This window comes from Polaromonas sp. P4_F6 (genome assembly GCF_056401275.1).
Genome location: NZ_JBFUJQ010000001.1, coordinates 322,099 through 341,152, shown reverse-complemented (window position 1 = coordinate 341,152; position 19,054 = coordinate 322,099). Strand labels below are relative to the sequence as shown.

Below are 19,054 nucleotides of genomic sequence, written 5' to 3'. Positions count from 1 at the left end.
GGCATGAAAAAAGCCCGACATCTTTCGATATCGGGCTCTAAGCAGAATTACCTTACTGCTTACGGCTTGCTGGCGGTCGGAAACGGCCAGGCAGCTTGCGGGTTCAGAGTAGTCTGAGCCGCAGGGGCAGCCGCTGCAGCGGGTGCTTTCGCAGCTTTGGCAGCAGGTTTTTTCGCGGCTTTCTTCGCAGCGGGCTTTTTCGCTGCTTTCTTGGCGGCAGGCTTCTTCGCAGCGGCTTTCTTGGCCGCTGGTTTCTTCGCTACCTTTTTCGCGGCCTTCTTGGCTGCTGGCTTTTTCGCTGCGGCTTTCTTCGCCGCTGGCTTCTTGGCCGCTACCTTCTTGGCTGCTGGCTTTTTCGCTGGCGATTTTTTCGCAGCTGGCTTCTTGGCCGCTACTTTTTTCGCTGGAGCTTTTTTAGCCGGAGCTTTTTTCGCTGCTACTTTTTTAGCAGGAGCCTTCTTAGCTGCTGCCTTTTTAGCAGGAGCCTTCTTCGGAGCAGCTTTTTTAGCCGCAGTTTTTTTCGCAGTTGCCATAGTTTTCTCCTTGATCACGTTGCAAAGAGCACTTCACGGTTGGAGTACGTAAAGCGATTCACGGCGTTGGGCCCCGGATAAACCGGTCCCAGCGCCGCGAACACAGGAGCAAAGCCCAGCGCGCACTCTGCGGTGTCGTCATTGGTCGTTGCAATTCTAGAAATCATTGTCGGCTTGTGTTGCGCGTCTTGTTCAATCAATCCCAGGAAAGGGCACCACCGGACTGGTACTCGATCACGCGGGTTTCAAAGAAGTTGCGTTCTTTTTTCAGGTCGATCATTTCGCTCATCCACGGGAATGGATTCTCCTCGTTGGGGAAGAGAGTTTCAAGTCCGATCTGCGTGGCGCGGCGATTGGCGATGTAGCGCAGGTAGCCCTTGAACATGGAGGCGTTCAGGCCGAGCACGCCGCGCGGCATGGTGTCCTCGGCGTAGCGGTATTCCAGTTCGACGGCCTTCATGAACAGGGCCTTGATCTCGGCCTTGAACTCCGCCGTCCAGAGGTGCGGGTTTTCCAGCTTGAGCTGGTTGATCAGGTCGATGCCGAAATTGCAGTGCATGGACTCGTCGCGCAGGATGTACTGGTACTGCTCGGCGGCGCCGGTCATCTTGTTCTGGCGGCCCAGGGCGAGGATCTGCGTGAAGCCGACGTAGAAGAAGAGGCCCTCCATCAGGCAGGCGAAGACGATCAGCGACTTGAGCAGGGTCTGGTCGGCTTCGGGCGTGCCGGTCTTGAAGTGCGGGTTGGAGATGACTTCAATAAAAGGGATCAGGAACTGGTCCTTGTCCTTGATGGACTGGACTTCGTTGTAGGCGTTGAAGATCTCGCTTTCGTCCAGGCCCAGCGACTCGGTGATGTACTGGTAGGCATGGGTGTGGATGGCTTCCTCGAAAGCCTGGCGCAGCAGGAACTGGCGGCACTCGGGCGCCGTGATGTGGCGGTAGGTGCCCAGCACGATGTTGTTGGCGGCCAGCGAGTCGGCGGTCACGAAGAAGCCCAGGTTGCGCTTGACCAGGCGGCGTTCGTCCTCGGTCAGGCCGTTCGGGTCTTTCCAGAGCGCGATGTCGCGCGTCATGTTCACTTCCTGCGGCATCCAGTGGTTGGCGCAGGTGGCGAGGTATTTTTCCCAGGCCCATTTGTATTTGAAGGGCACCAGCTGGTTGACGTCGGTCTGGCCGTTGATGATGCGCTTGTCGGAGGCTTTGACGCGCTGCGCCTTGGCGGGCTCGGCGGAGACAGGAGCCGAAGGGGCCGCAGCTTGGGCAGGTGCGAAGGCACCGTCGTTGAGCATGCGCACTTGCGCCTGGGGTTGCTCGGCGGCGTTAAAAGAAAGAGGCGGAAGTTCCATCGAGCGGCCTTCGGGCGAGCCGCTGTTCTGAGGTGTTTGCAACGATGGTTTGACTTCTTCGTCCCAGGTCAACATAGAGGTTTCCAATACTGTGGGATTATGAAAGCAGCGATACAAAATGAAAAGTGTTCATTCACATCGCTACAAAATTGTGTTGCTCATATACATCGAATCGTGCGGTCGGGTGGCCGCGCGATCCGGTGTTTTTTTATTGGCAGGCCTCGCATCCCGGGTCATCGATCGCGCAGAACTTGATGTCGGTGGCGGGCGTTGCATTCATCTGCGCCTGCGCCGCGGCGGCCGCCGCTTCGAGCGCGCTCATGCCGCTGCTCGCGGGCGCGGAGCCGGATGACACCGAGTTCATCTTGCCCGCGGTCACGGTCGATTTTTCGGCGTGCGTCGCGCTCTGGGTGCGCAGGTAGTAAGTGGTCTTGAGGCCGCGCAACCAGGCCAGCTTGTAGGTGTCGTCCAGCTTCTTGCCCGAAGCGCCCGCCATATAGATATTGAGCGACTGCGCCTGGTCTATCCATTTCTGGCGGCGCGCCGCCGCTTCGACGATCCAGGAGGTCTCGATTTCAAACGCCGTGGCGTACAGCGCCTTGACGTCCTGGGGCACGCGGTCGATGGGGCGCAGGGAGCCGTCAAAGTGCTTGAGGTCCACCACCATCACGTCGTCCCACAGGTTCAGGCGCTTGAGGTCGCGCACCAAGTAGTGGTTGATGACCGTGAATTCGCCGGACAGGTTGGACTTGACCGAGAGGTTGCCGAAGCAGGGCTCGATGCAGGCATCCACGCCGATGATGTTGGAGATGGTGGCGGTCGGGGCGATGGCGACGCAGTTGGAGTTGCGCATGCCGTCCTTGGCGATCTTCTTGCGCAGGGCTTCCCAGTCCAGCGTGGCGGAACGGTCGATCTCGACATAGCCGCCGCGCTGCTCGGCCAGCATGTCCAGCGTGTCCAGCGGCAGCACGCCCTTGTCCCAGAGCGAGCCCTTGTAGCTGGCGTACTTGCCGCGCTCTTTGGCCAGTTCGGTGGAGGCCCAGTAGGCGTGGTAGCAGACGGCTTCCATGGACTTGTCGGCGAACTCGACGGCTTCCTGGGAGGCGTAAGGCACGCGCAGCTCATACAGGCAGTCCTGGAAGCCCATGATGCCCAGGCCCACGGGGCGGTGGCGCATGTTGGAGTCGCGGGCCTTCTTGACGGCGTAGTAATTGATGTCGATCACGTTGTCCAGCATGCGCATGGCCGTGGTGATGGTCTTTTTGAGCTTCTCGTGGTCGACCGCGCCGTCCTTCAGGTGCTGGACCAGGTTGACGGAGCCGAGGTTGCAGACGGCGGTTTCGGTGTCGCTGGTGTTGAGCGTGATCTCGGTGCACAGGTTGGAGGAGTGCACGACGCCGGCGTGCTGCTGCGGCGAGCGCACGTTGCAGGCGTCCTTGAAGGTGATCCAGGGATGGCCGGTCTCAAACAGCATGGACAGCATCTTGCGCCACATGTCGGTGGCCTGCACCTTGCGGGACGGCTTGATCTCGCCGCGCTCGGCCTTGGCTTCATAGGCCGTGTAGATCTTCTCGAAATCCTTGCCGAACTTGTCGTGCAGGTCGGGCGTGTCGGACGGCGAGAACAGGGTCCAGCTGCCTTTTTCCATCACGCGGCGCATGAACAGGTCGGGAATCCAGTTGGCGGTGTTCATGTCGTGCGTGCGGCGGCGGTCGTCGCCGGTGTTCTTGCGCAGTTCCAGGAACTCTTCGATGTCCAGGTGCCAGGTTTCCAGGTAGGCGCAGACGGCGCCCTTGCGCTTGCCGCCCTGGTTGACGGCGACCGCCGTGTCGTTGACGACTTTCAGGAAAGGCACCACGCCTTGCGATTCGCCGTTGGTGCCCTTGATATGGGCGCCCAGGGCGCGCACGGGCGTCCAGTCGTTGCCCAGGCCGCCGGCGAATTTGGAGAGCAGGGCGTTTTCCTTGATGGCGTCGTAGATGCCGCCCAGGTCGTCGGCGACCGTGGTCAGGTAGCAGGACGACAGCTGCGAGCGCAGGGTGCCGGCGTTGAACAGGGTGGGCGTGCTCGACATGAAGTCGAAGGACGACAGGATTTCGTAGAACTCGATGGCGCGCTCTTCGCGGTCGATTTCGTTGAGCGACAGGCCCATGGCCACGCGCATGAAGAAAGCCTGGGGCAGCTCGATGCGCTGCTTGCGCACGTGCAGGAAATAGCGGTCAAACAGGGTCTGCAGGCCGAGGTAGTCGAACTTCAGGTCGCGTTCGGGCTTGAGCGCGGCGCCCAGTCGGGCCAGGTCGAACTGCTGCAGCTTTTCGTCGAGCAGCTCGTTCTGCACGCCCTTGGCGATGAACTGCGGGAAATATTCGGCATAGCGGATCGCCATGTCCGCCTGGGTGACTTCCTCGCCCAGCACTTCGCGGCGGATGGTGTGCATCAGCAGGCGCGCCGTGGCGTAGGTGTAGTCGGGGTCTTTTTCAATCAGGGTGCGCGCCGCCAGGATGGAGGCCTTGTAGACCTCGTCGATGGGAACGCCATCGTAGAGGTTGCGCATGGTTTCCGCGACGATGGGGTCGGGCTTGACGTCGGCGCCCAGGTTGGCGCAGGAAGCTTCGATCAAGGCCTGCAGGTTGCGGATGTCCAGGGCAACGCGGTTGCCGCGGTCGGTCACGTGGATCAGGGGGGCTGCGGGTGCTTGGGTCTGGGGCTGGCGCGCGCGCTCTTGCGTGCGTTTTTCGCGGTACAGCACGTAGGCACGGGCGATCTCGTGGTGGCCGCCGCGCATCAGGCCGAGCTCGACCTGGTCCTGCACGTCTTCTATATGAAAGGTGCCGCCGCCCGGACGCGAGCGCATCAGCGCGCGGATCACCGCCTGGGTCAGGCCGTCGACCGTTTCGCGCACGCTGGCCGAGGCCGCGCCCTGCGTTCCGTGAACGGCCAGGAAGGCCTTCATCATGGCCACGGCGATCTTGTTGGGCTCAAACGGCACCACGCCGCCGTTGCGGCGGATGATCTGGTAGTGGGCAAGCGGATTGGACTGGGTGTTGGGTTCGCTGGCTGCCGGGTTGCCGGCGGCAAGGCCGGGTGTTGCGGGCACTGCGTGTTGTGCTGTTTGCATGACTTCCTCTTTGCTTTGTTTTATGACTGGCTGATGTGCTGTTGCGGGCAATCCGTTTGGCGGGAGCGGTTCAAAAACATGAACCAATTTCTCACCGCCGGGGCCCGAATTACATCAATCTTGAATTAGGGCTTAGGCACTATACCTAGGGTATTGGGGGAATACAAGCCACTACAGGTAGTGTACCGCCGACTTTATGGACCGTTACGTTTTGTGGCTTTTTCATTCCACTTCGGACCCCTCGCCTAAGGCCTTTGTATTCGTGCCGCTCATCTCGCGCAAAGCCTGATTTCATCAGGCCTGCGGGCGCTGCGCATCGCTGCGGCGCGCCTTGTCGCGGGCTTTGGCCCGCCAACACAAGCCCATGTTAGCGCGGTAAAAATAACGAAAAATTTTCCGCGGCAAAGCGCACCACACTGGTGTGGTCTTGTGCCGCGCGCCGTTCAAAGAGTTTCGGGAAAGTACCTAGCCGGCAAGGCCAGCGAGTCCTGCAGCAGGGGCCAGTCGAAACCCGCACCGGGGTCCTGCTTGCGGCCCGGCGCGATGTGTTCATGCCCCGCGATGTGGGCGATGGGGTAGGCCTCGAGCAGCGCAGCGCACAGCCCGGCCAGTGTCTCGTACTGCGGCGCTTCGAAAACGCCGCCCTCCAGGCCTTCGAGTTCAATGCCGATAGAGTCGTCGTTGCAGTTGCCGCGTCCACGGTACTTCGATTCCCCGGCATGCCAGGCGCGGTCGCCGCAGCCGACGAACTGCCACAGGGCACCGGATCGGGCGATGAAGAAATGCGACGACACCTGCAGGCCGCGTATGCCCTGGAAGTAAGCGTGGGCTTCCCAGTCGAGCTGGTTGGTGAAGAGCCGCTGCACATTGCCGTTGCCGAATTCACCGGGCGGCAGGCTGATGGAGTGAATCACGATGAGGTCGATCTGCGCGCCCTCGGGCCGCGGGCCGAAATTGGGCGATGCCAGCGCGCGTGCATAGCGGTACCAGCCGTCCCGCCACAAGGGTTGCGGAGCGTCGTCCCGGTTTTCAGGCGGGGTCATCGGCGGCGTCGAGTCCATCGGCGGGGTCTTCGCTGCCCGGCGTCACGATATTGAGGCGGGCAATGCGGTAGCGGATCTGGCGCAGGCTCAGGCCCAGCCTGGCGGCGGCCGCGGTGCGGTTGAAACCGTTTTCCAGCAACACCTTCGTGAGGATGCTGCGCTCCTGCCTGTCCAGGTAATCCTGCAGGTTTTCTGGGATGGCGACTTGCTCTTCGGCCGGCGCGTCGAAATGCAGCTCGCTGCCGTCGCCGAGCGCCACCGCCCGGTGCAGGGTGTTTTCAAGCTCGCGGACGTTGCCGTTGAAGGGCAGGGCGCGCAACTGGGCCAGCACGGACTCGGTCAGCTCGGGTACGGGGAAGCCCGACTCGTGGCAGATCCTGGCGAGCAGGGCTTTGCACAGGTCGGGCAGGTCTTCGCGGCGCTCGCGCAGGGCCGGCACGTGGATCTCGATCACATTGAGCCGGTAATACAGATCCTGGCGGAAAGTCCCCGCCTGGACTTCGGCCACCAGGTCCTTGTGGGTGGCGCTGACGATGCGCACGTCCACCGGGTCCTCCTGCGCCGAGCCCAGCGGGCGCACGGTGCGCTCCTGGATCGCCCGCAACAGCTTGGACTGCATGGCCAGCGGCAGGTCGCCGATTTCGTCGAGGAACAGGGTCCCGCCTTTGGCCGCCTGGAAGTAGCCCTGCCGGTCCTGCGCCGAGCCGGTGTAAGCACCCTTGCGCGCGCCGAAGAACTCCGCTTCCAGGAGGTTTTCCGGGATGGCGCTGCAGTTGACGGCCACAAACGGGCCCGCCGCGCGGTGGCTGCAGCCGTGCACGGCGCGTGCGACCAGTTCCTTGCCGGTGCCCGACTCGCCCTGGATCAGCACGGGCGCCATGCTGCCGGCCACCTTGACGATGCGCGACTTGACGGCGCGCATGACGGCCGATTCGCCGACCAGTTTCTGCAGGATCAGCGGGGTTTCGGCGGCCATCGGCAGGGGCAGCGACAAAGGCGCGATGCCCGAATCGGGCATGCCGCGCTGGGTTTTTTCGGCGGCCGGCGCCGGATGTTTGGCACCCTGCACGGCCGACGCCACCACGCTGCGGAACTGTTTGAGGTCGACCGGCTTGGTGAGGTAGTCGAAGGCGCCGGCCTTCAGGGCCTCGACCGCGTTTTCGGCCGAGCCGTGCGCGGTGATGACCACGCAGCGCTCGCTGCGTTGCTGGCTCACCATGTCGCGCAGCAGCTCCAGGCCCAGGCCGTCCGGCAGGCGCATGTCGGTGATGACCGCATCAAACCGGTTTTCGCTGAGCTGCTGGCGGGCCTGCAGCAAATCGCCGGCGGCTTCCACCCGGTAACCTTCCCTGAGCAGGGTCAGCTCGTAAAGGGTGCGCAGGTCCGGCTCGTCGTCGATGACGAGGATGCGGGCTTGCTGGGGAACGGGGGCTTGCATGCTCATGGTGTCAGCTGGGCATTGTGGCAAAAGAAGGCGAGGGCGTGTTCGGGGATTGTGCGGAGGGCCTGAACATGACGAAGAACTCGTTGCCCTCGGTGCCCTCGTGACGCACGCGCTGGTAGCCGATCATGGCGCCGTAGCGTTCACACAGCTCGCGGCAGATATACAGGCCCAGCCCGCTGGAGCGGCTTTCCGACGAGAAAAAAGGCTCGAACAGGTGGGTCTGCACGGTCTGCTCCATCGGCTGGCCGTCGCTCCAGACGGACAGGCGCGCCTGCCCCGGCGCCACGTTCTGGGTCGCGACTTCGATCGCGCCGGCGGAATCGCTGGCGTAGCGCAAGGCGTTGTCCAGCAGGTTGATCATCAGGCGCCGCAAATGCTCGGGCTCAAAAGCCACGACGGCGTTGTCCGAGGCCGTCGTGACGCGCGTGCGCGCGGCGGCCGCGGTCTGCCCCGCCCAGTCGGAGGTGATTTTCTGGACGGTGTCGTCGAGCGGCAGCGTGGTGGTTTGCGGTGAAGGCAGCTGCGCCTGGGCGCGCGAGATATTCAGCACCTCGTCGACGATGCGCGCCAGCCGCTGCGCGTTTTGCCTGACCATGGCGGTGAGCTGGCGCTGCCCCGGGTCCTGCAGGTCCTCTTCGAGCAGCGCATTGGCTTGCGAAATGGCGGCCAGCGGGTTGCGGATCTCATGGGCCACCGCGGCCGACATGCGGCCCATGGCCGCCATTTTTTCGGTCCGCACCCGCGCTTCCATTTCGCGCAGGTCTTCCAGGAACATCACGCACAGGCTCTCATGCGTGCCGTTCGGCGATGCGGCCAGCCGCGTGCGCACATGCAGCCGCCGGGTGTTGCCGCCCGCATTGTCAAGGCTCACGTCCTCTTCCTGCGGTGATTGCGCCGCGAAGGTGCGGTGCGTCAGCTCGGCAAGAGGTTGCCAGGCGGCTTCCGTGGCCAGGATGAAGGGGGCGCTGCGCACCGCGTCCCCGGCCGCCAGCAGGCGGCGCGAAGCCGGGTTGGCCGAGCGCACGATGCCGTTGACGTCGACCACCAGCACGCCGTCGGCCAGGGCTTCAATGACCAGTTCATTCACCTGGGTTTGCATGCGCGCGGCCGACTGGCTGCGTTTGGCCAGCTGTTCTTCCCTGGCCAGCCGCAGGGCCAGGTGGTTGGCGAGCAGTGCGACGAGGAAGAAGCCGGAGCTGCTCAAGCCCGCCTGCAGGAAACGCGCGTTGGAGTCGCCCAGCCCCTGTAGCGAGTTCCACCAGGCGTCGGCCAGCAGCAGCAGCGTCACGCTCGAGGCGGTTCCGAAGGCCAGCAGGATGGGGCCGAGGATGGAGGACAGCAGCACGGGCAGCGCGAACAGCGGGGTGTAATTGATGCCGCCTGACTGCAGGAAGTTCAGCGCCGAGAAGGCGACGACGTCCACGCCTATGGTCAGCACCCATTGCGCGTCAAAGGTGCTGCCGGGCGGCCGCGGCCGCGACCAGAGCCGCACGGCCAGGGTCGCGCACAGGTAGGCGATACAGGTCGCGATGGACCAGTGGTTGGTGATGTTGCCCAGCGCGTAGATAAAAGCCTGCAGGATGACCAGCACGGCGGCGATGGCGACGCGCGCCGTCATGAAAACATGCCAGAGGCGGCCGAATGAGCCGGGCCCGGACGTGATTTCCCAGCTGCCTGAGCCCTTGTCGCCGCCGGTTTCAAACCAATGGGAGGGCGTGCTCATCTAGCCTCCGGCCTGGCGCCGGTGCGCATCACTGCAGTAAATGCCTTTGCTGCCGATCAGCGCTTCAGTTTTCGGTAAATGCACGCCGCAGACCTCGCAGGCGACGATTTCAGTGATGGCGGGCCCTGGTTTTTGCGGGGCCGGCTGGCGGGCCGACGCGGCCTCGTCTCGTTCCGTTTCACGGTTGTGCCGCCAGATCCAGAACACCACCAGCACCAGGGCCATGACCAGCAGGTACTTCATGTCCGCCTCAGGATGACTTCAAGCACAAAGCGCGAACCGGCATAGCCCAGCAGCAGCAGGCCGGAGCCCAGGTACAGCACGTGCACCGCCTTGCGGCCGCGCCAGCCCAGGCGCGCCCGGCCGATCAGCAGGCCGGCAAAGGTCAGCCAGGCCAGCACCGAGAACACGGTCTTGTGGTTCCACTTCCAGGCCAGGCCCGGCCCGTAAAGCGTTTCGGCGAACAGCCAGCCCACGAACAGCGTGGCCGACAGCAGCACAAAGCCGGCTTCGACGAAGCGAAAGGTCAGGCGCTCCAGCGTCATCAGCGGCACGCCGGCGTCGGTTTGGGCGGCCAGCCGGATGGAGCGCTCCGAGCGCGTCATGAGCCAGCCGTGCACGACCGCCGCGGCAAACAGCCCGTAGGACGCAATGCCCAGGGCCCAGTGCAGCGGCAGCCAGGGCGATGCGATGGCATGGTAGGTGGTGCCGGGGAAAACGGCTGCCAGGATGACCGCCACACTGCCCAGGCCCGCCAGCGCCCAGTGCGCATGAAGCTGTGGAAACAGGCGGCTTTCAATCGCGTACACCGTGAGCACCAGCCAGACGGTCATGGACAGCGCGGGCGCAAAGCCGAAACGGGGCGGCTCGCCCAGCAGGCCGTCGGCCAGCGCCAGCGCGTGCAGCAGCCAGGCGGCAAGCAGCAGGCCGCGTACGGCGGCGGCGCCCAGGCGCGGCGCGGCCAGCGCCAGGACGGCATAGGCGACAGCGGCGCCTGCCGCCGCCGCAAGACCCCACCAGTCGCTCAAAGCTAAAATCATGGCTAGAGTTTAGCCTTTACTGCTTTCCCGGCGGCTTTCCCCGCCGGCCTCTTGGCAGCTTTTGGCAGCCTTTCCTTTCCCACCTAACCGCCCCACGCCCGTGGCGCCTTCCCATGGCCTCTGCCCTCACCGACAAGTTATCCCGCCTCGTCAAGGAAATGCGAGGCCAGGCCCGCATCACCGAATCCAATGTGCAGGACATGCTGCGCGAAGTGCGCATGGCGCTGCTGGAGGCCGACGTGGCCCTGCCGGTGGTGCGCGACTTCATCGCCCGGGTCAAGGAGAAGGCGCTGGGCCAGGAGGTGATGGGTTCGCTCTCGCCGGGCCAGGCGCTGGTCGGCATCGTCAACAAGGAGCTCGCCGCCACCATGGGCGAGGGCGTGAGCGACATCAACCTGGCGGCGCAGCCGCCGGCGGTCATCCTGATGGCCGGCCTGCAGGGCGCGGGTAAAACCACCACCACCGCCAAGCTGGCCAAGCACCTGATCGAAAAGCGCAAGAAAAAAGTCCTGACGGTCTCGGGCGACGTCTACCGGCCAGCGGCCATCGAGCAGCTCAAGACGGTCACCAAACAGGCCGGCGCCGAATGGTTTCCCAGCACACCCGAGCAGAAGCCGGCCGACATCGCCCGCGCCGCCATCGACTACGCCCGCAAGCACTTTTTTGACGTGCTGCTGGTCGATACGGCCGGCCGGCTGGCCATTGACGAAGCCCTGATGGCCGAGATCAAGGAACTGCACGCCATCCTGAACCCGGTCGAAACCCTGTTCGTCGTCGATGCCATGCAGGGCCAGGATGCGGTCAACACCGCCAAGGCCTTCAAGGAGGCGCTGCCGCTGACCGGCATCATCCTGACCAAGACCGACGGCGATTCGCGCGGCGGCGCGGCGCTCAGCGTGCGGCAGATCACCGGCGCGCCGATCAAGTTTTCAGGCACCAGCGAGAAGATCGACGGCCTGGAGGTGTTCGACGCCGAGCGCCATGCGGGGCGCATCCTGGGCATGGGCGACATCGTGGCGCTGGTCGAGCAGGTCGCCGCCGGCGTGGACGTGGCGGCGGCGCAAAAGCTGGCCGCCAAGATCAAGTCGGGCGACGGCTTTGACCTCAACGACTTCCTGGGCCAGTTGCAGCAGATGAAGAACATGGGCGGCCTGTCCAGCCTGCTGGACAAGCTGCCGGCGCAAATGACCGCCAAGGCCGGCCAGGTCGACATGGACAAGGCCGAGAGGGACATCAAGCGCAAGGAAGGCATCATCCAGAGCATGACGCCGCTGGAGCGCCGCAAGCCCGAGCTCATCAAGGCCACGCGCAAGCGCCGTATCGCGGCCGGCTCCGGCGTGCACGTTCAGGAAGTCAACCGGCTGCTCAACGAGTTCGAGCAGATGCAGGGCATGATGAAGAAGATGAAGGGCAGCGGCATGATGAAGATGATGAAGCGCATGGGTGGCATGAAAGGCATGCCCAAGTTCTGACGGCGCTCCAGCCCCACAAAAAAAGCCGCTTCAAGCGGCTTTTCTTTTGGGTTTTGAAGCGTCAGGCCGCCTTCAGCCGCGGCTGGGCCAGCCGGCTCGCATGCAGCCAGGCGCGGCGCAGCACCGCGGGGGAGCGGGTCTCTTCCGGGATCAGCAGGTAGTTTTGCGCGCGCAGGGCCGTGCCCACGCCGACCTTGCTGGTGAGCACCGTCATCGGGATGGACAGCAGCAGGGGCAGGCCCACCGGGATCAGCCAGACCAGCGCGCGTGCGTCGATCACGGCGATGCCGACGGCCAGCAGCGCGATCACGCCCGACATGGGTGCCAGCTGCGCCAGCGCATGGCGCCAGGGCACGGCGGCCGCTTCGCGCGGGGGCGACTTCCATTCGAGCTTCAAGCCCGTCAGCGCCACCACCACGAACAGCGAGTGCGCCAGCATGCGGATGGGGGCCTGCAGCAGCGCGATCAGGGTTTCCAGCAGCGCGCTGCGCAGCAGGCTGGCGGTGCCGCCGTAGGACTGCTGCTGGCGGTTGATCAGCACGGCGGCGATGCCCAGGATGCGCGGCAGGAACAGCATGCACAGCGTCCAGGCCCACAGCGACATCAGCTCGCCCGGCAGCAGCGTCCAGTCGGCGATCATGGGCGAGCCCGACAGCCACAGTGCGGTGCCCAGGGTCAGGAAGCACAGCCACAGTGGCGCCGACAGGTAGGCCATGGCGCCGGTGCCGAACATGGAGCGGTGCACCGGGTGTATGCCGGGCTCGGCGATCAGGCGCGAGTTCTGCAGGTTGCCCTGGCACCAGCGGCGGTCGCGCTGCAGTTCGGCCAGCAGGTCGGGCGGCTGCTGTTCATAGCTGCCGACCAGGTCGCCCACCAGCCAGACGTGATAGCCGGCGCGGCGCATCAGCGCTGCCTCGACAAAATCGTGCGACATGATGCTGCCAGCCATGCCGCCCGTGCCTGGGATGTGGGCCAGCGCGCAGTGTTTCATGAAGGGTTCGATGCGGATGATGGCGTTGTGGCCCCAGTAGTGCGACTCGCCCATCTGCCAGAACTGCATGCCCAAGGTGAACAGGCGCCCCGTCACGCGCGAGGCGAACTGCTGCGCGCGCGCATGCAGGGTCACATGGCCTATGGCCTGGGTGGCGGTCTGGATGATGCCGGCCCTGGGGTTGGCTTCCATCAGTTTGACCATGGAGACCAGGCAGTCGCCGCTCATCACGCTGTCGGCATCCAGTACCACCGTGTAGCGGTAGTCCTTGCCCCAGCGGCGGCAGAAGTCGGCCACGTTACCGGCCTTGCGGTCGGTGCGGCGTTTGCGCAGTCGGTAATAGACCTCGATCTGCGGCTGGTCGGGGTGGCCGGCCAGCTGGGCGCGCAGGTCTTCCCAGGCGGCGCGCTCGGCCTGGATGATGTCCGGGTTGTTGCTGTCGGACAGCACGAACACGTCGAAGCTCCGCACATGGCCTGTCATCGCGACCGACTCGCAGGTGGCGCGCAGGCCGGCGAACACAGTGCGCACGTCCTCATTGCAGATGGGCATGATGATGGCGGTGCGCGTGGACGCGTCCAGCGGATAGTGCTGGACTTTTTTCGCCGACAGCGCGTGCCTGTCGCCGAAGAGGGTGACGTAAAAACCCATCATCGCGGTCATGAAACCGGTCACCACCCAGGCCGAGAGCAGCGCAAACAGGCTGATCTGGCCGTACTGCAGCCAGGCGTTGTCGTAGTCGGGCTGCATGTCGGCAAAGATACTGGTCGCCAGCACCGTGCTGACCAGCGTCAGCAGCAGGAACACCGCGCGGCGGCGCCTGGCCGCGCGCTGCCAGGGCTCGGGCCGGGCGGCGGGCAAGGGGCGCAAAGCCGCCGGGTCGCCGGCCTTGAACATGGACATCAAGGGCAGCAACAGCGCGGTCGCCATGCTGTTCCAGAAGCCGCGCCAGGGGCGCGGCACCATGGAGCCGCGGTTTAGCGGCGGCGCCGTGACCGAATTCGGATGACGTTCCTCGCGCAGCAGGCTGCGCGCGCCGGACGGTATCAGGGTGTGATCAGGTTGGTCCATGTTTCGCTTACGGTGTGGTTGTCGTGTTTGAGGAAGGCGCGCAGCTCGACAGGCTGGGCCGGGTTCAGCCGCTGCACGCGCAGCGCCATGCGCCATGCGCCGGTGGCGGGGTTTTTGTAGGCCAGGCTTTCGAGCACGCGGCCGTTGGCGTTGGCGCTGGAGATCGCTTCGACCTTGGCGTCCTCGGGCAGGGTGTCCAGCGCCGGTCCGGCAAAGTCGATGAGGTACTGGACCTGGCCTGTGAGGTCGGTACCCGGTTTGGAAAAGCCGAAACCGCGGCGCGACTGCGTGGCCCAGCCATTGGGCGGCAGCTGCTGGTTCTTGCCCTGCCAGCTGATTTGCCAGGCGATGTCCAGCGACTGGCCGGGCGCCGGCATTTTTTCGGGCACCCAGTAGGCCGCCACGTTGTCGTGCGTCTCGTCGGGTGTGTTGAATTGCAGCAACTCGACGCGGCCGGCGCCCCAGTCGCCGACCGGCGTGACCCAGGCGCCGGGCCGCAGCTCATAGCGCGCTTCGGTGTCCTCGTAGCTGGCAAAGGCGCGGTCGCGCTGCATCAGGCCAAAGCCCTTGAGCGACTTCATGCTGAAGGAGGTCGTCACCGTGGCCGAGGGGTTTTGCAGCGGCCGCCACAGCCATTCACCGTCGCCGCTGGCCATCATCAGGCCGTCGGAGTCGTGCACTTCCGGGCGGAAGTCGCCGGGCCGCGGCTGGTTTTCACCGGAGAAAAACATGCTGGTCAGCGGCGCGATGCCCAGGGTGGCAATCGGCGCGCTGTTGCCGCTGGTGGCGGCCGGGCGCATGAAAATGCGCGCCTGCACCTGGGTGGTGGTCTGCTCGCCGGGCGTGATGTCGAAGCGGTAGGCGCCCGTCACGCGCTCCGAATCCATCAGTGCGTAGACCGTCAGCTGTTTCGCGTCGCCGGCCGGTTTTTCAAGCCAGAAATCGGTGAAACGCGGAAACTCTTCCTTGCCGCCGCCCGCCGTGTCCACGGCCAGGCCGCGTGCCGAAAGCCCATAGCGCTGGCCCGTGCCCAGGGCGCGGAAATAGGTGGCGCCGGTGAAAACCACCAGCTCGTCCTTGTAGGTGGGTGAATTGAGGTTGCTGAAAAAACGCACGCCGCCGTGGCCCAGGTCGCCCCAGGTCTCGGGTGACAATTTGTTTTTTCCGAAATTGAAGCTCGCCGGGTCGTAGGGAAGGGGCTTGACGCCCGCTGTCGTGATTTCGTGAATGCGCACCGAATCGCCGTGCCGGCCGACGTGGAAAAAGTTCGCCTCATAAGGCAGCTTGTCAGCACGCCACAGCGTGCTCGCGGCGTTGAAGCGGATGTCCCGGTAGTTGTCGTAGGCCATCTTGGCGAGCTCGACGGGCACGGCGTGAGGGGCCTCGCGCCAGGGTGTCAACGAGCGCTGGCGCGCCAGGGCGGCCACATCGTCCAGGCCAAAAGCCTGTGCTTGCGCCGCCGCCAGCAGCAGCACCGCAAGGCCGGCGCCGGCCGCCAAGCGGGCCGGGCGCGGGGCCGGGAAACCGCTTTGGAGAGACTGAAAAAAGGCTGGCATGCCATGACTAGGGCAAACCCTGTGCCAGTTTGGAAAAGCTGTTTTAAATCAACAGCTTGAATCTGATACCTCACTTAACAAAATGTAATCCGACCCAAAAGCGCCCAGAACCGCTGTTTTTGTCGCCAGTGAGCGACAACTTCCAGGGCTGCTTGGATTAACTTGTTTTAAATCAAGGGTTTAGAGGTGTCGCTGCTCAGCGACGGGGTGCGGCGAGCGGCGACAGGCTCAGCTGGCCGGCCCGGAATTCTCGGCCTTGAAGTGGCCTGGCGTGAGGCCGTGTTTTTGCATCAGCCGGTAAAACTCGGTGCGGTTGCGGTCCGCCAATCGGGCCGCGTCCGCCACGTTGCCGTCGGTCAGCTTGAGCAGGCCCACCAGGTAGTCGCGCTCAAAACGCTGCCTGGCCTCGGCAAACGTGAGCACCTGCACACTCGGTGAGCGCAGGGCCCGCTGCACCAGCGCCAGCGGCACCAGCGGCGTGGTCGACAGCGCGCAGACCTGCTCCACCACGTTGTAGAGCTGCCGCACATTGCCCGGCCAGGCGGCCGTGCTCAGTGCCTTGAGCGCCTCGGGCGCGAAGCCGCTCAGGCGCTTGTCGTACTTGGCGGCCAGCTTCAGCAGGAAGTGGTTGGCCAGCAGGGGAATGTCCTCGCGGCGCTCCGACAGCGGCGGCAGGGTCAGCGTGACAACGTTGAGCCGGTAATAGAGGTCGGCGCGGAACTGGCCCTCGGCCATCGCGGCGTCCAGGTCGCGGTGGGTGGCCGAGATGATGCGCACGTCCACCGGAATCGACTGGCTGGAGCCCAGCGGCCGCACCACGCGTTCCTGCAGCACGCGCAGCAGCTTGATCTGCAGGGCGGGCGGCATGTCACCGATTTCGTCGAGCAGCAAGGTGCCGCCGTCTGCCGCCTGGAACAGGCCCTTGTGGTTGGCCACCGCGTCGGTGAAGGCGCCCTTGACGTGGCCGAAGAGCTCGGATTCGAGCAGGGCTTCGGGGATGGCGCCGCAGTTCACCGCGACAAAGGGCTTGCTGGCGCGCGGGCCGGCCTGGTGGATGGCCTGGGCCAGCAGTTCCTTGCCGGTGCCGCTCTCGCCGCGCAGCAGCACGCTGGCATCGGACTGCGCCACCATGCGCGCTTCGGCCAGGGCCTCGGCCATGCGGCTGGAGCGGCTGATGATCTGGCTCTGCCAGGCTTCGGGGCTGCCGCGTTTGGCCGGGCTGGCGGGCGCGCTCAAGGCCAGCGCCTGGGCGATCTTGTCGAGCAGGCCCTTGCCGTCAAAGGGCTTGGTGAGGTAGGTGAACACGCCGCGCTCGGTGGCCTCCACCGCGTCGGGAATGGTGCCGTGCGCGGTCAGCAGGATCACCGGCAGCGAAGGATGTTGCCGGCGGATTTCGTCGAACAGCGCCAGGCCGTCCTTGCCGGGCAGGCGCACGTCGCTGAGCACCAGCTGCGGTCGCTCGATGTGGAGCTGGGTCAGTGCCGCTTCGGCCGAGGTGGCGGTTGTGACGCGGTAGCCCGCCGCGGTGAGCCGCATGGTGAGCAGGCGCAGCATGTCCGCATCGTCGTCCACGACGAGCAGGTGGGGCGAAATGGCGCTGCCGATGTCGTTCATGGCGCGGCGGGGCGAGGCCTGCCGGCGGCGGGTGCCGAGGCCGGCGCCGCGGGCGGGCGGCTGGTGAGGCTGCGCTCGATCGCCTTGAGCGCTTCGAGCCGTTCGTTGGTCTGGTCCAGCCGGCGCTGCACGTCGCGCAGTTGCTGGTTCTGCTTTTCCAGCTGTTCCTCCAGCCGGCGCTGCTCGCTGTAGCGCGACGCCAGCAGGCGGGCCAGCGGGTGCAGCGCCTGGGCGTCGGCATTGCCGAGCACGCGCGCAAGCAGTTCCTGGGCGCGTATCAGCTCGGGCAGCTGGCGCAACTGGCTCAGCACCAGCGACAGCTGCAATTGGGCTTCGGGGCTGGCGGCGTCGCCAAGCCGGCCGGCTTCCTGGCTGAGTTCGGCCGGCGGCATGACGCGCACGCGTTCGGCGTAGGCCAGCATGCGCAGCGTCATGCCGCTGGCAAATACCACCGCTTCGGGAAGCTGCGTGGTTTGGCCGGCACCGGCGCGCGCGGTCTCGGCGGCGGAGGCTGCGGCCCGGGTGGGCTGGACGGCCGCGGTGTCGGCGCCGCGCTCAGGGGCGCGGCCGCCGCTGCCGCACGCGGCGAGCAAGGCGGATGCCATCAGGGCCGGCAGCCAGCCGGGGAGGCGGGCGGCAAGCACGGAAGAGGAAAAATTACTACTTGGAAACATGATGGGGAAGCTCTATTCTGAAGTGTGCACCAGGCTGGTCCGGCATCAGGGTGATGCTTCCGCCGTGTGCGGCAATGTATTCATGCACGATTGAGAGGCCGATACCGCTGCCGCGGACCACGTCGGCCGGCTGGCGTTCGCCGCGGTAAAAGGGCTCGAAAATCCGTTCCCGGTCGGCCATCGCCACGCCCACGCCCTGGTCGTGCACGTCGATGCGCACAAAACCCCGCATGGCGCTCAGCTCCAGCCGGATCATGCCTTTGGCCGGCGAGTAGCGGATGGCGTTGGACAGCAGGTTGGCCAGCGCAGTGCCGATTTTTTCGCCGTCTATTTCCATCACCAGCGGCTCGCCCACGACGGTGACCGTCAGCTCGCGCGCGCGCCACTGCAGGCGCTGCGCGTAGACCTGCTCTTCCATGAGCTGCAGCAGGTCCACGCTTTGCCGGTGCAGCTGGCGCGCCTCGAAGGCCGCGGTGTTAAAGCGCAGCAGGTCCTCGATCTGGCTTTGCAGGACGCCGGTGTTGTGCTTCAGGATTTGCGCGATCTCGCGCTGGTCGTTGCTCAGCGCGCCGGCCACACCGTCTTCCAGCAGCGATACGCCTTCGCGCAGCGAGGCCAGCGGCGTCTTGAGCTCGTGCGAGATGTGGCGCAGAAAGCGCGACTTGTCGGCGTCCAGCTCGACCAGCCGCAGGCGCAGCCAGTTCAGCCGCTGCCCGACCAGCGCCAGGTCGGCCGGCCCCTGGATGGCGATCACCTGGCCGAGCCGGTTTTCGCCCAGGCCCACGATGGCGTTTTCCAGGCGGCGCAGCGGCAGCGTGAACCACACACCGAAGGCCAGGGCCATGGCGACCGCCAGCACGATGGCCCAGGTCACCTGCTGCGTCAGGCGCTGCCGGCTGGCCTCCAGCTTGCCTTCCAGCGATTTGTTGCGCTGCTGGATGGCTTGCTGCACCTGCACCGCGATGGCGGCGTTGATGCCTTCCAGTTCGCGGAACTCCTGCGCCAGCTGGCGCTCGCGGTCCAGCGCGGTGTCGGACGGGCCGGTCAGCAGGCCGGCAATCGTCTGCAGGTGGGCGCGCCATTGCCGGGCCCTGACGGCGGGAATGTCCTCGCGCGCCAGCGTTGCCAGAATGTCGCCGGCTTCCTTCAGTTCTTCGGCAAAACGCTCCCTGAGCACCCGGTCGTCGAGCACCACCGACTGCCGCGAAGTGCGCTCCATGGAGACGCTGCGCTCGCTGAGCGACTGCGCCGCGCGGCTGAGGTCCAGCGCCCGGGCGGCATTGTCGCGGCTTTGCAGCGAGAGCTCTTCCAGGGTGAACAGCGCCCGCAGCGAGGCGGCGCCCAGCAGCGCGGCAATCAGCAGGAAAGCGATGACCAGCAGTTGCCGGAACGAAAATCGCTGCAGCATGCGCGTCGGGTGGTGGAGC

At 65.3% G+C, this 19,054-nt stretch carries 14 protein-coding genes; 1 reads left to right on the top strand and 13 read right to left on the bottom strand.

All coding sequences use genetic code 11. The annotated features are described in order from the left end of the window. Positions 1-59: 59 nt before the first annotated feature. From AC1DUN_RS01615 to AC1DUN_RS01580, 8 genes are all read right to left on the bottom strand, one after another. Positions 60-533, bottom strand: coding sequence for a histone H1-like DNA-binding protein (locus AC1DUN_RS01615; protein ID WP_036837576.1), 474 nt, complete (start codon positions 531-533; stop codon positions 60-62). A gap of 196 nt (positions 534-729) precedes the next feature. After that, positions 730-1,956 carry a ribonucleotide-diphosphate reductase subunit beta gene (locus AC1DUN_RS01610; protein ID WP_477661412.1) on the bottom strand — a complete coding sequence of 409 codons (1,227 nt, stop codon included), beginning with the start codon at positions 1,954-1,956 and terminating at the stop codon, positions 730-732. Positions 1,957-2,089: 133 nt separating this feature from the next. Further along, on the bottom strand, positions 2,090-4,999 hold the full coding sequence (locus AC1DUN_RS01605; RefSeq protein WP_477661411.1) for a ribonucleoside-diphosphate reductase subunit alpha: 2,910 nt from the start codon (positions 4,997-4,999) through the stop codon (positions 2,090-2,092). A 443-nt stretch (positions 5,000-5,442) separates the two neighbouring features. Beyond that, positions 5,443-6,042 carry a 1,6-anhydro-N-acetylmuramyl-L-alanine amidase AmpD gene (gene ampD / locus AC1DUN_RS01600; protein WP_477712414.1) on the bottom strand — a complete coding sequence of 200 codons (600 nt, stop codon included), beginning with the start codon at positions 6,040-6,042 and terminating at the stop codon, positions 5,443-5,445. Continuing rightward, the gene (locus AC1DUN_RS01595) at positions 6,029-7,486 is read right to left on the bottom strand and encodes a sigma-54-dependent transcriptional regulator (RefSeq protein ID WP_477712413.1); all 1,458 of its coding nucleotides are present in this window, start codon (positions 7,484-7,486) and stop codon (positions 6,029-6,031) included. Before AC1DUN_RS01595 ends, ampD begins: the two co-directional genes overlap by 14 nt. Before the next feature lie 4 nt (positions 7,487-7,490). After that, positions 7,491-9,209: a sensor histidine kinase gene (locus AC1DUN_RS01590; protein ID WP_477712412.1), complete on the bottom strand. Its 1,719-nt coding sequence runs from the start codon at positions 9,207-9,209 to the stop codon at positions 7,491-7,493. Beyond that, on the bottom strand, positions 9,210-9,452 hold the full coding sequence (locus tag AC1DUN_RS01585; RefSeq protein ID WP_477712411.1) for a PP0621 family protein: 243 nt from the start codon (positions 9,450-9,452) through the stop codon (positions 9,210-9,212). Beyond that, complete coding sequence (locus tag AC1DUN_RS01580; RefSeq protein WP_477712410.1) at positions 9,449-10,249, bottom strand: cytochrome C assembly family protein; 801 nt, start codon at positions 10,247-10,249, stop codon at positions 9,449-9,451. Before AC1DUN_RS01580 ends, AC1DUN_RS01585 begins: the two co-directional genes overlap by 4 nt. A gap of 113 nt (positions 10,250-10,362) precedes the next feature. On the opposite strand from AC1DUN_RS01580, the gene ffh reads away from it, so the two are divergent. Then, positions 10,363-11,721, top strand: a complete 1,359-nt coding sequence (gene ffh, locus AC1DUN_RS01575) for a signal recognition particle protein (RefSeq protein WP_413325546.1) — start codon at positions 10,363-10,365, stop codon at positions 11,719-11,721. A 61-nt stretch (positions 11,722-11,782) separates the two neighbouring features. On the opposite strand, the gene mdoH is transcribed toward ffh, so the two are convergent. From mdoH to AC1DUN_RS01550, 5 genes are all read right to left on the bottom strand, one after another. Beyond that, positions 11,783-13,783: a glucans biosynthesis glucosyltransferase MdoH gene (gene mdoH / locus AC1DUN_RS01570; RefSeq protein ID WP_477712409.1), complete on the bottom strand. Its 2,001-nt coding sequence runs from the start codon at positions 13,781-13,783 to the stop codon at positions 11,783-11,785. Then, a complete protein-coding gene (locus tag AC1DUN_RS01565) occupies positions 13,759-15,339 on the bottom strand; it encodes a glucan biosynthesis protein G (protein ID WP_477712408.1) in 1,581 nt (526 codons plus the stop codon). The genes mdoH and AC1DUN_RS01565 overlap by 25 nt, the downstream gene beginning before the upstream one ends. A 228-nt stretch (positions 15,340-15,567) precedes the next feature. After that, entirely contained in the window at positions 15,568-16,953 is a 1,386-nt protein-coding gene (locus AC1DUN_RS01560) for a sigma 54-interacting transcriptional regulator (RefSeq protein ID WP_477712407.1), read from the bottom strand. After that, a complete protein-coding gene (locus AC1DUN_RS01555) occupies positions 16,950-17,627 on the bottom strand; it encodes a hypothetical protein (RefSeq protein WP_477712406.1) in 678 nt (225 codons plus the stop codon). The genes AC1DUN_RS01560 and AC1DUN_RS01555 overlap by 4 nt, the downstream gene beginning before the upstream one ends. Further along, positions 17,614-19,035: a sensor histidine kinase gene (locus AC1DUN_RS01550; RefSeq protein ID WP_477713115.1), complete on the bottom strand. Its 1,422-nt coding sequence runs from the start codon at positions 19,033-19,035 to the stop codon at positions 17,614-17,616. Before AC1DUN_RS01550 ends, AC1DUN_RS01555 begins: the two co-directional genes overlap by 14 nt. Positions 19,036-19,054 lie beyond the last annotated feature (19 nt).

Excerpts from the sequence above, each read along its gene's own strand:
- AC1DUN_RS01615 (WP_036837576.1), bottom strand. The coding sequence starts at position 533 with ATGGCAACTGCGAAAAAAACTGCGGCTAAAAAAGCTGCTCCGAAGAAG.
- AC1DUN_RS01610 (WP_477661412.1), bottom strand. The coding sequence starts at position 1,956 with ATGTTGACCTGGGACGAAGAAGTCAAACCATCGTTGCAAACACCTCAG.
- AC1DUN_RS01605 (WP_477661411.1), bottom strand. The coding sequence starts at position 4,999 with ATGCAAACAGCACAACACGCAGTGCCCGCAACACCCGGCCTTGCCGCC.
- ampD (WP_477712414.1), bottom strand. The coding sequence starts at position 6,042 with ATGACCCCGCCTGAAAACCGGGACGACGCTCCGCAACCCTTGTGGCGG.
- AC1DUN_RS01595 (WP_477712413.1), bottom strand. The coding sequence starts at position 7,486 with ATGAGCATGCAAGCCCCCGTTCCCCAGCAAGCCCGCATCCTCGTCATC.
- AC1DUN_RS01590 (WP_477712412.1), bottom strand. The coding sequence starts at position 9,209 with ATGAGCACGCCCTCCCATTGGTTTGAAACCGGCGGCGACAAGGGCTCA.
- AC1DUN_RS01585 (WP_477712411.1), bottom strand. The coding sequence starts at position 9,452 with ATGAAGTACCTGCTGGTCATGGCCCTGGTGCTGGTGGTGTTCTGGATC.
- AC1DUN_RS01580 (WP_477712410.1), bottom strand. The coding sequence starts at position 10,249 with ATGATTTTAGCTTTGAGCGACTGGTGGGGTCTTGCGGCGGCGGCAGGC.
- ffh (WP_413325546.1), top strand. The coding sequence starts at position 10,363 with ATGGCCTCTGCCCTCACCGACAAGTTATCCCGCCTCGTCAAGGAAATG.
- mdoH (WP_477712409.1), bottom strand. The coding sequence starts at position 13,783 with ATGGACCAACCTGATCACACCCTGATACCGTCCGGCGCGCGCAGCCTG.
- AC1DUN_RS01565 (WP_477712408.1), bottom strand. The coding sequence starts at position 15,339 with ATGCCAGCCTTTTTTCAGTCTCTCCAAAGCGGTTTCCCGGCCCCGCGC.
- AC1DUN_RS01560 (WP_477712407.1), bottom strand. The coding sequence starts at position 16,953 with ATGAACGACATCGGCAGCGCCATTTCGCCCCACCTGCTCGTCGTGGAC.
- AC1DUN_RS01555 (WP_477712406.1), bottom strand. The coding sequence starts at position 17,627 with ATGTTTCCAAGTAGTAATTTTTCCTCTTCCGTGCTTGCCGCCCGCCTC.
- AC1DUN_RS01550 (WP_477713115.1), bottom strand. The coding sequence starts at position 19,035 with ATGCTGCAGCGATTTTCGTTCCGGCAACTGCTGGTCATCGCTTTCCTG.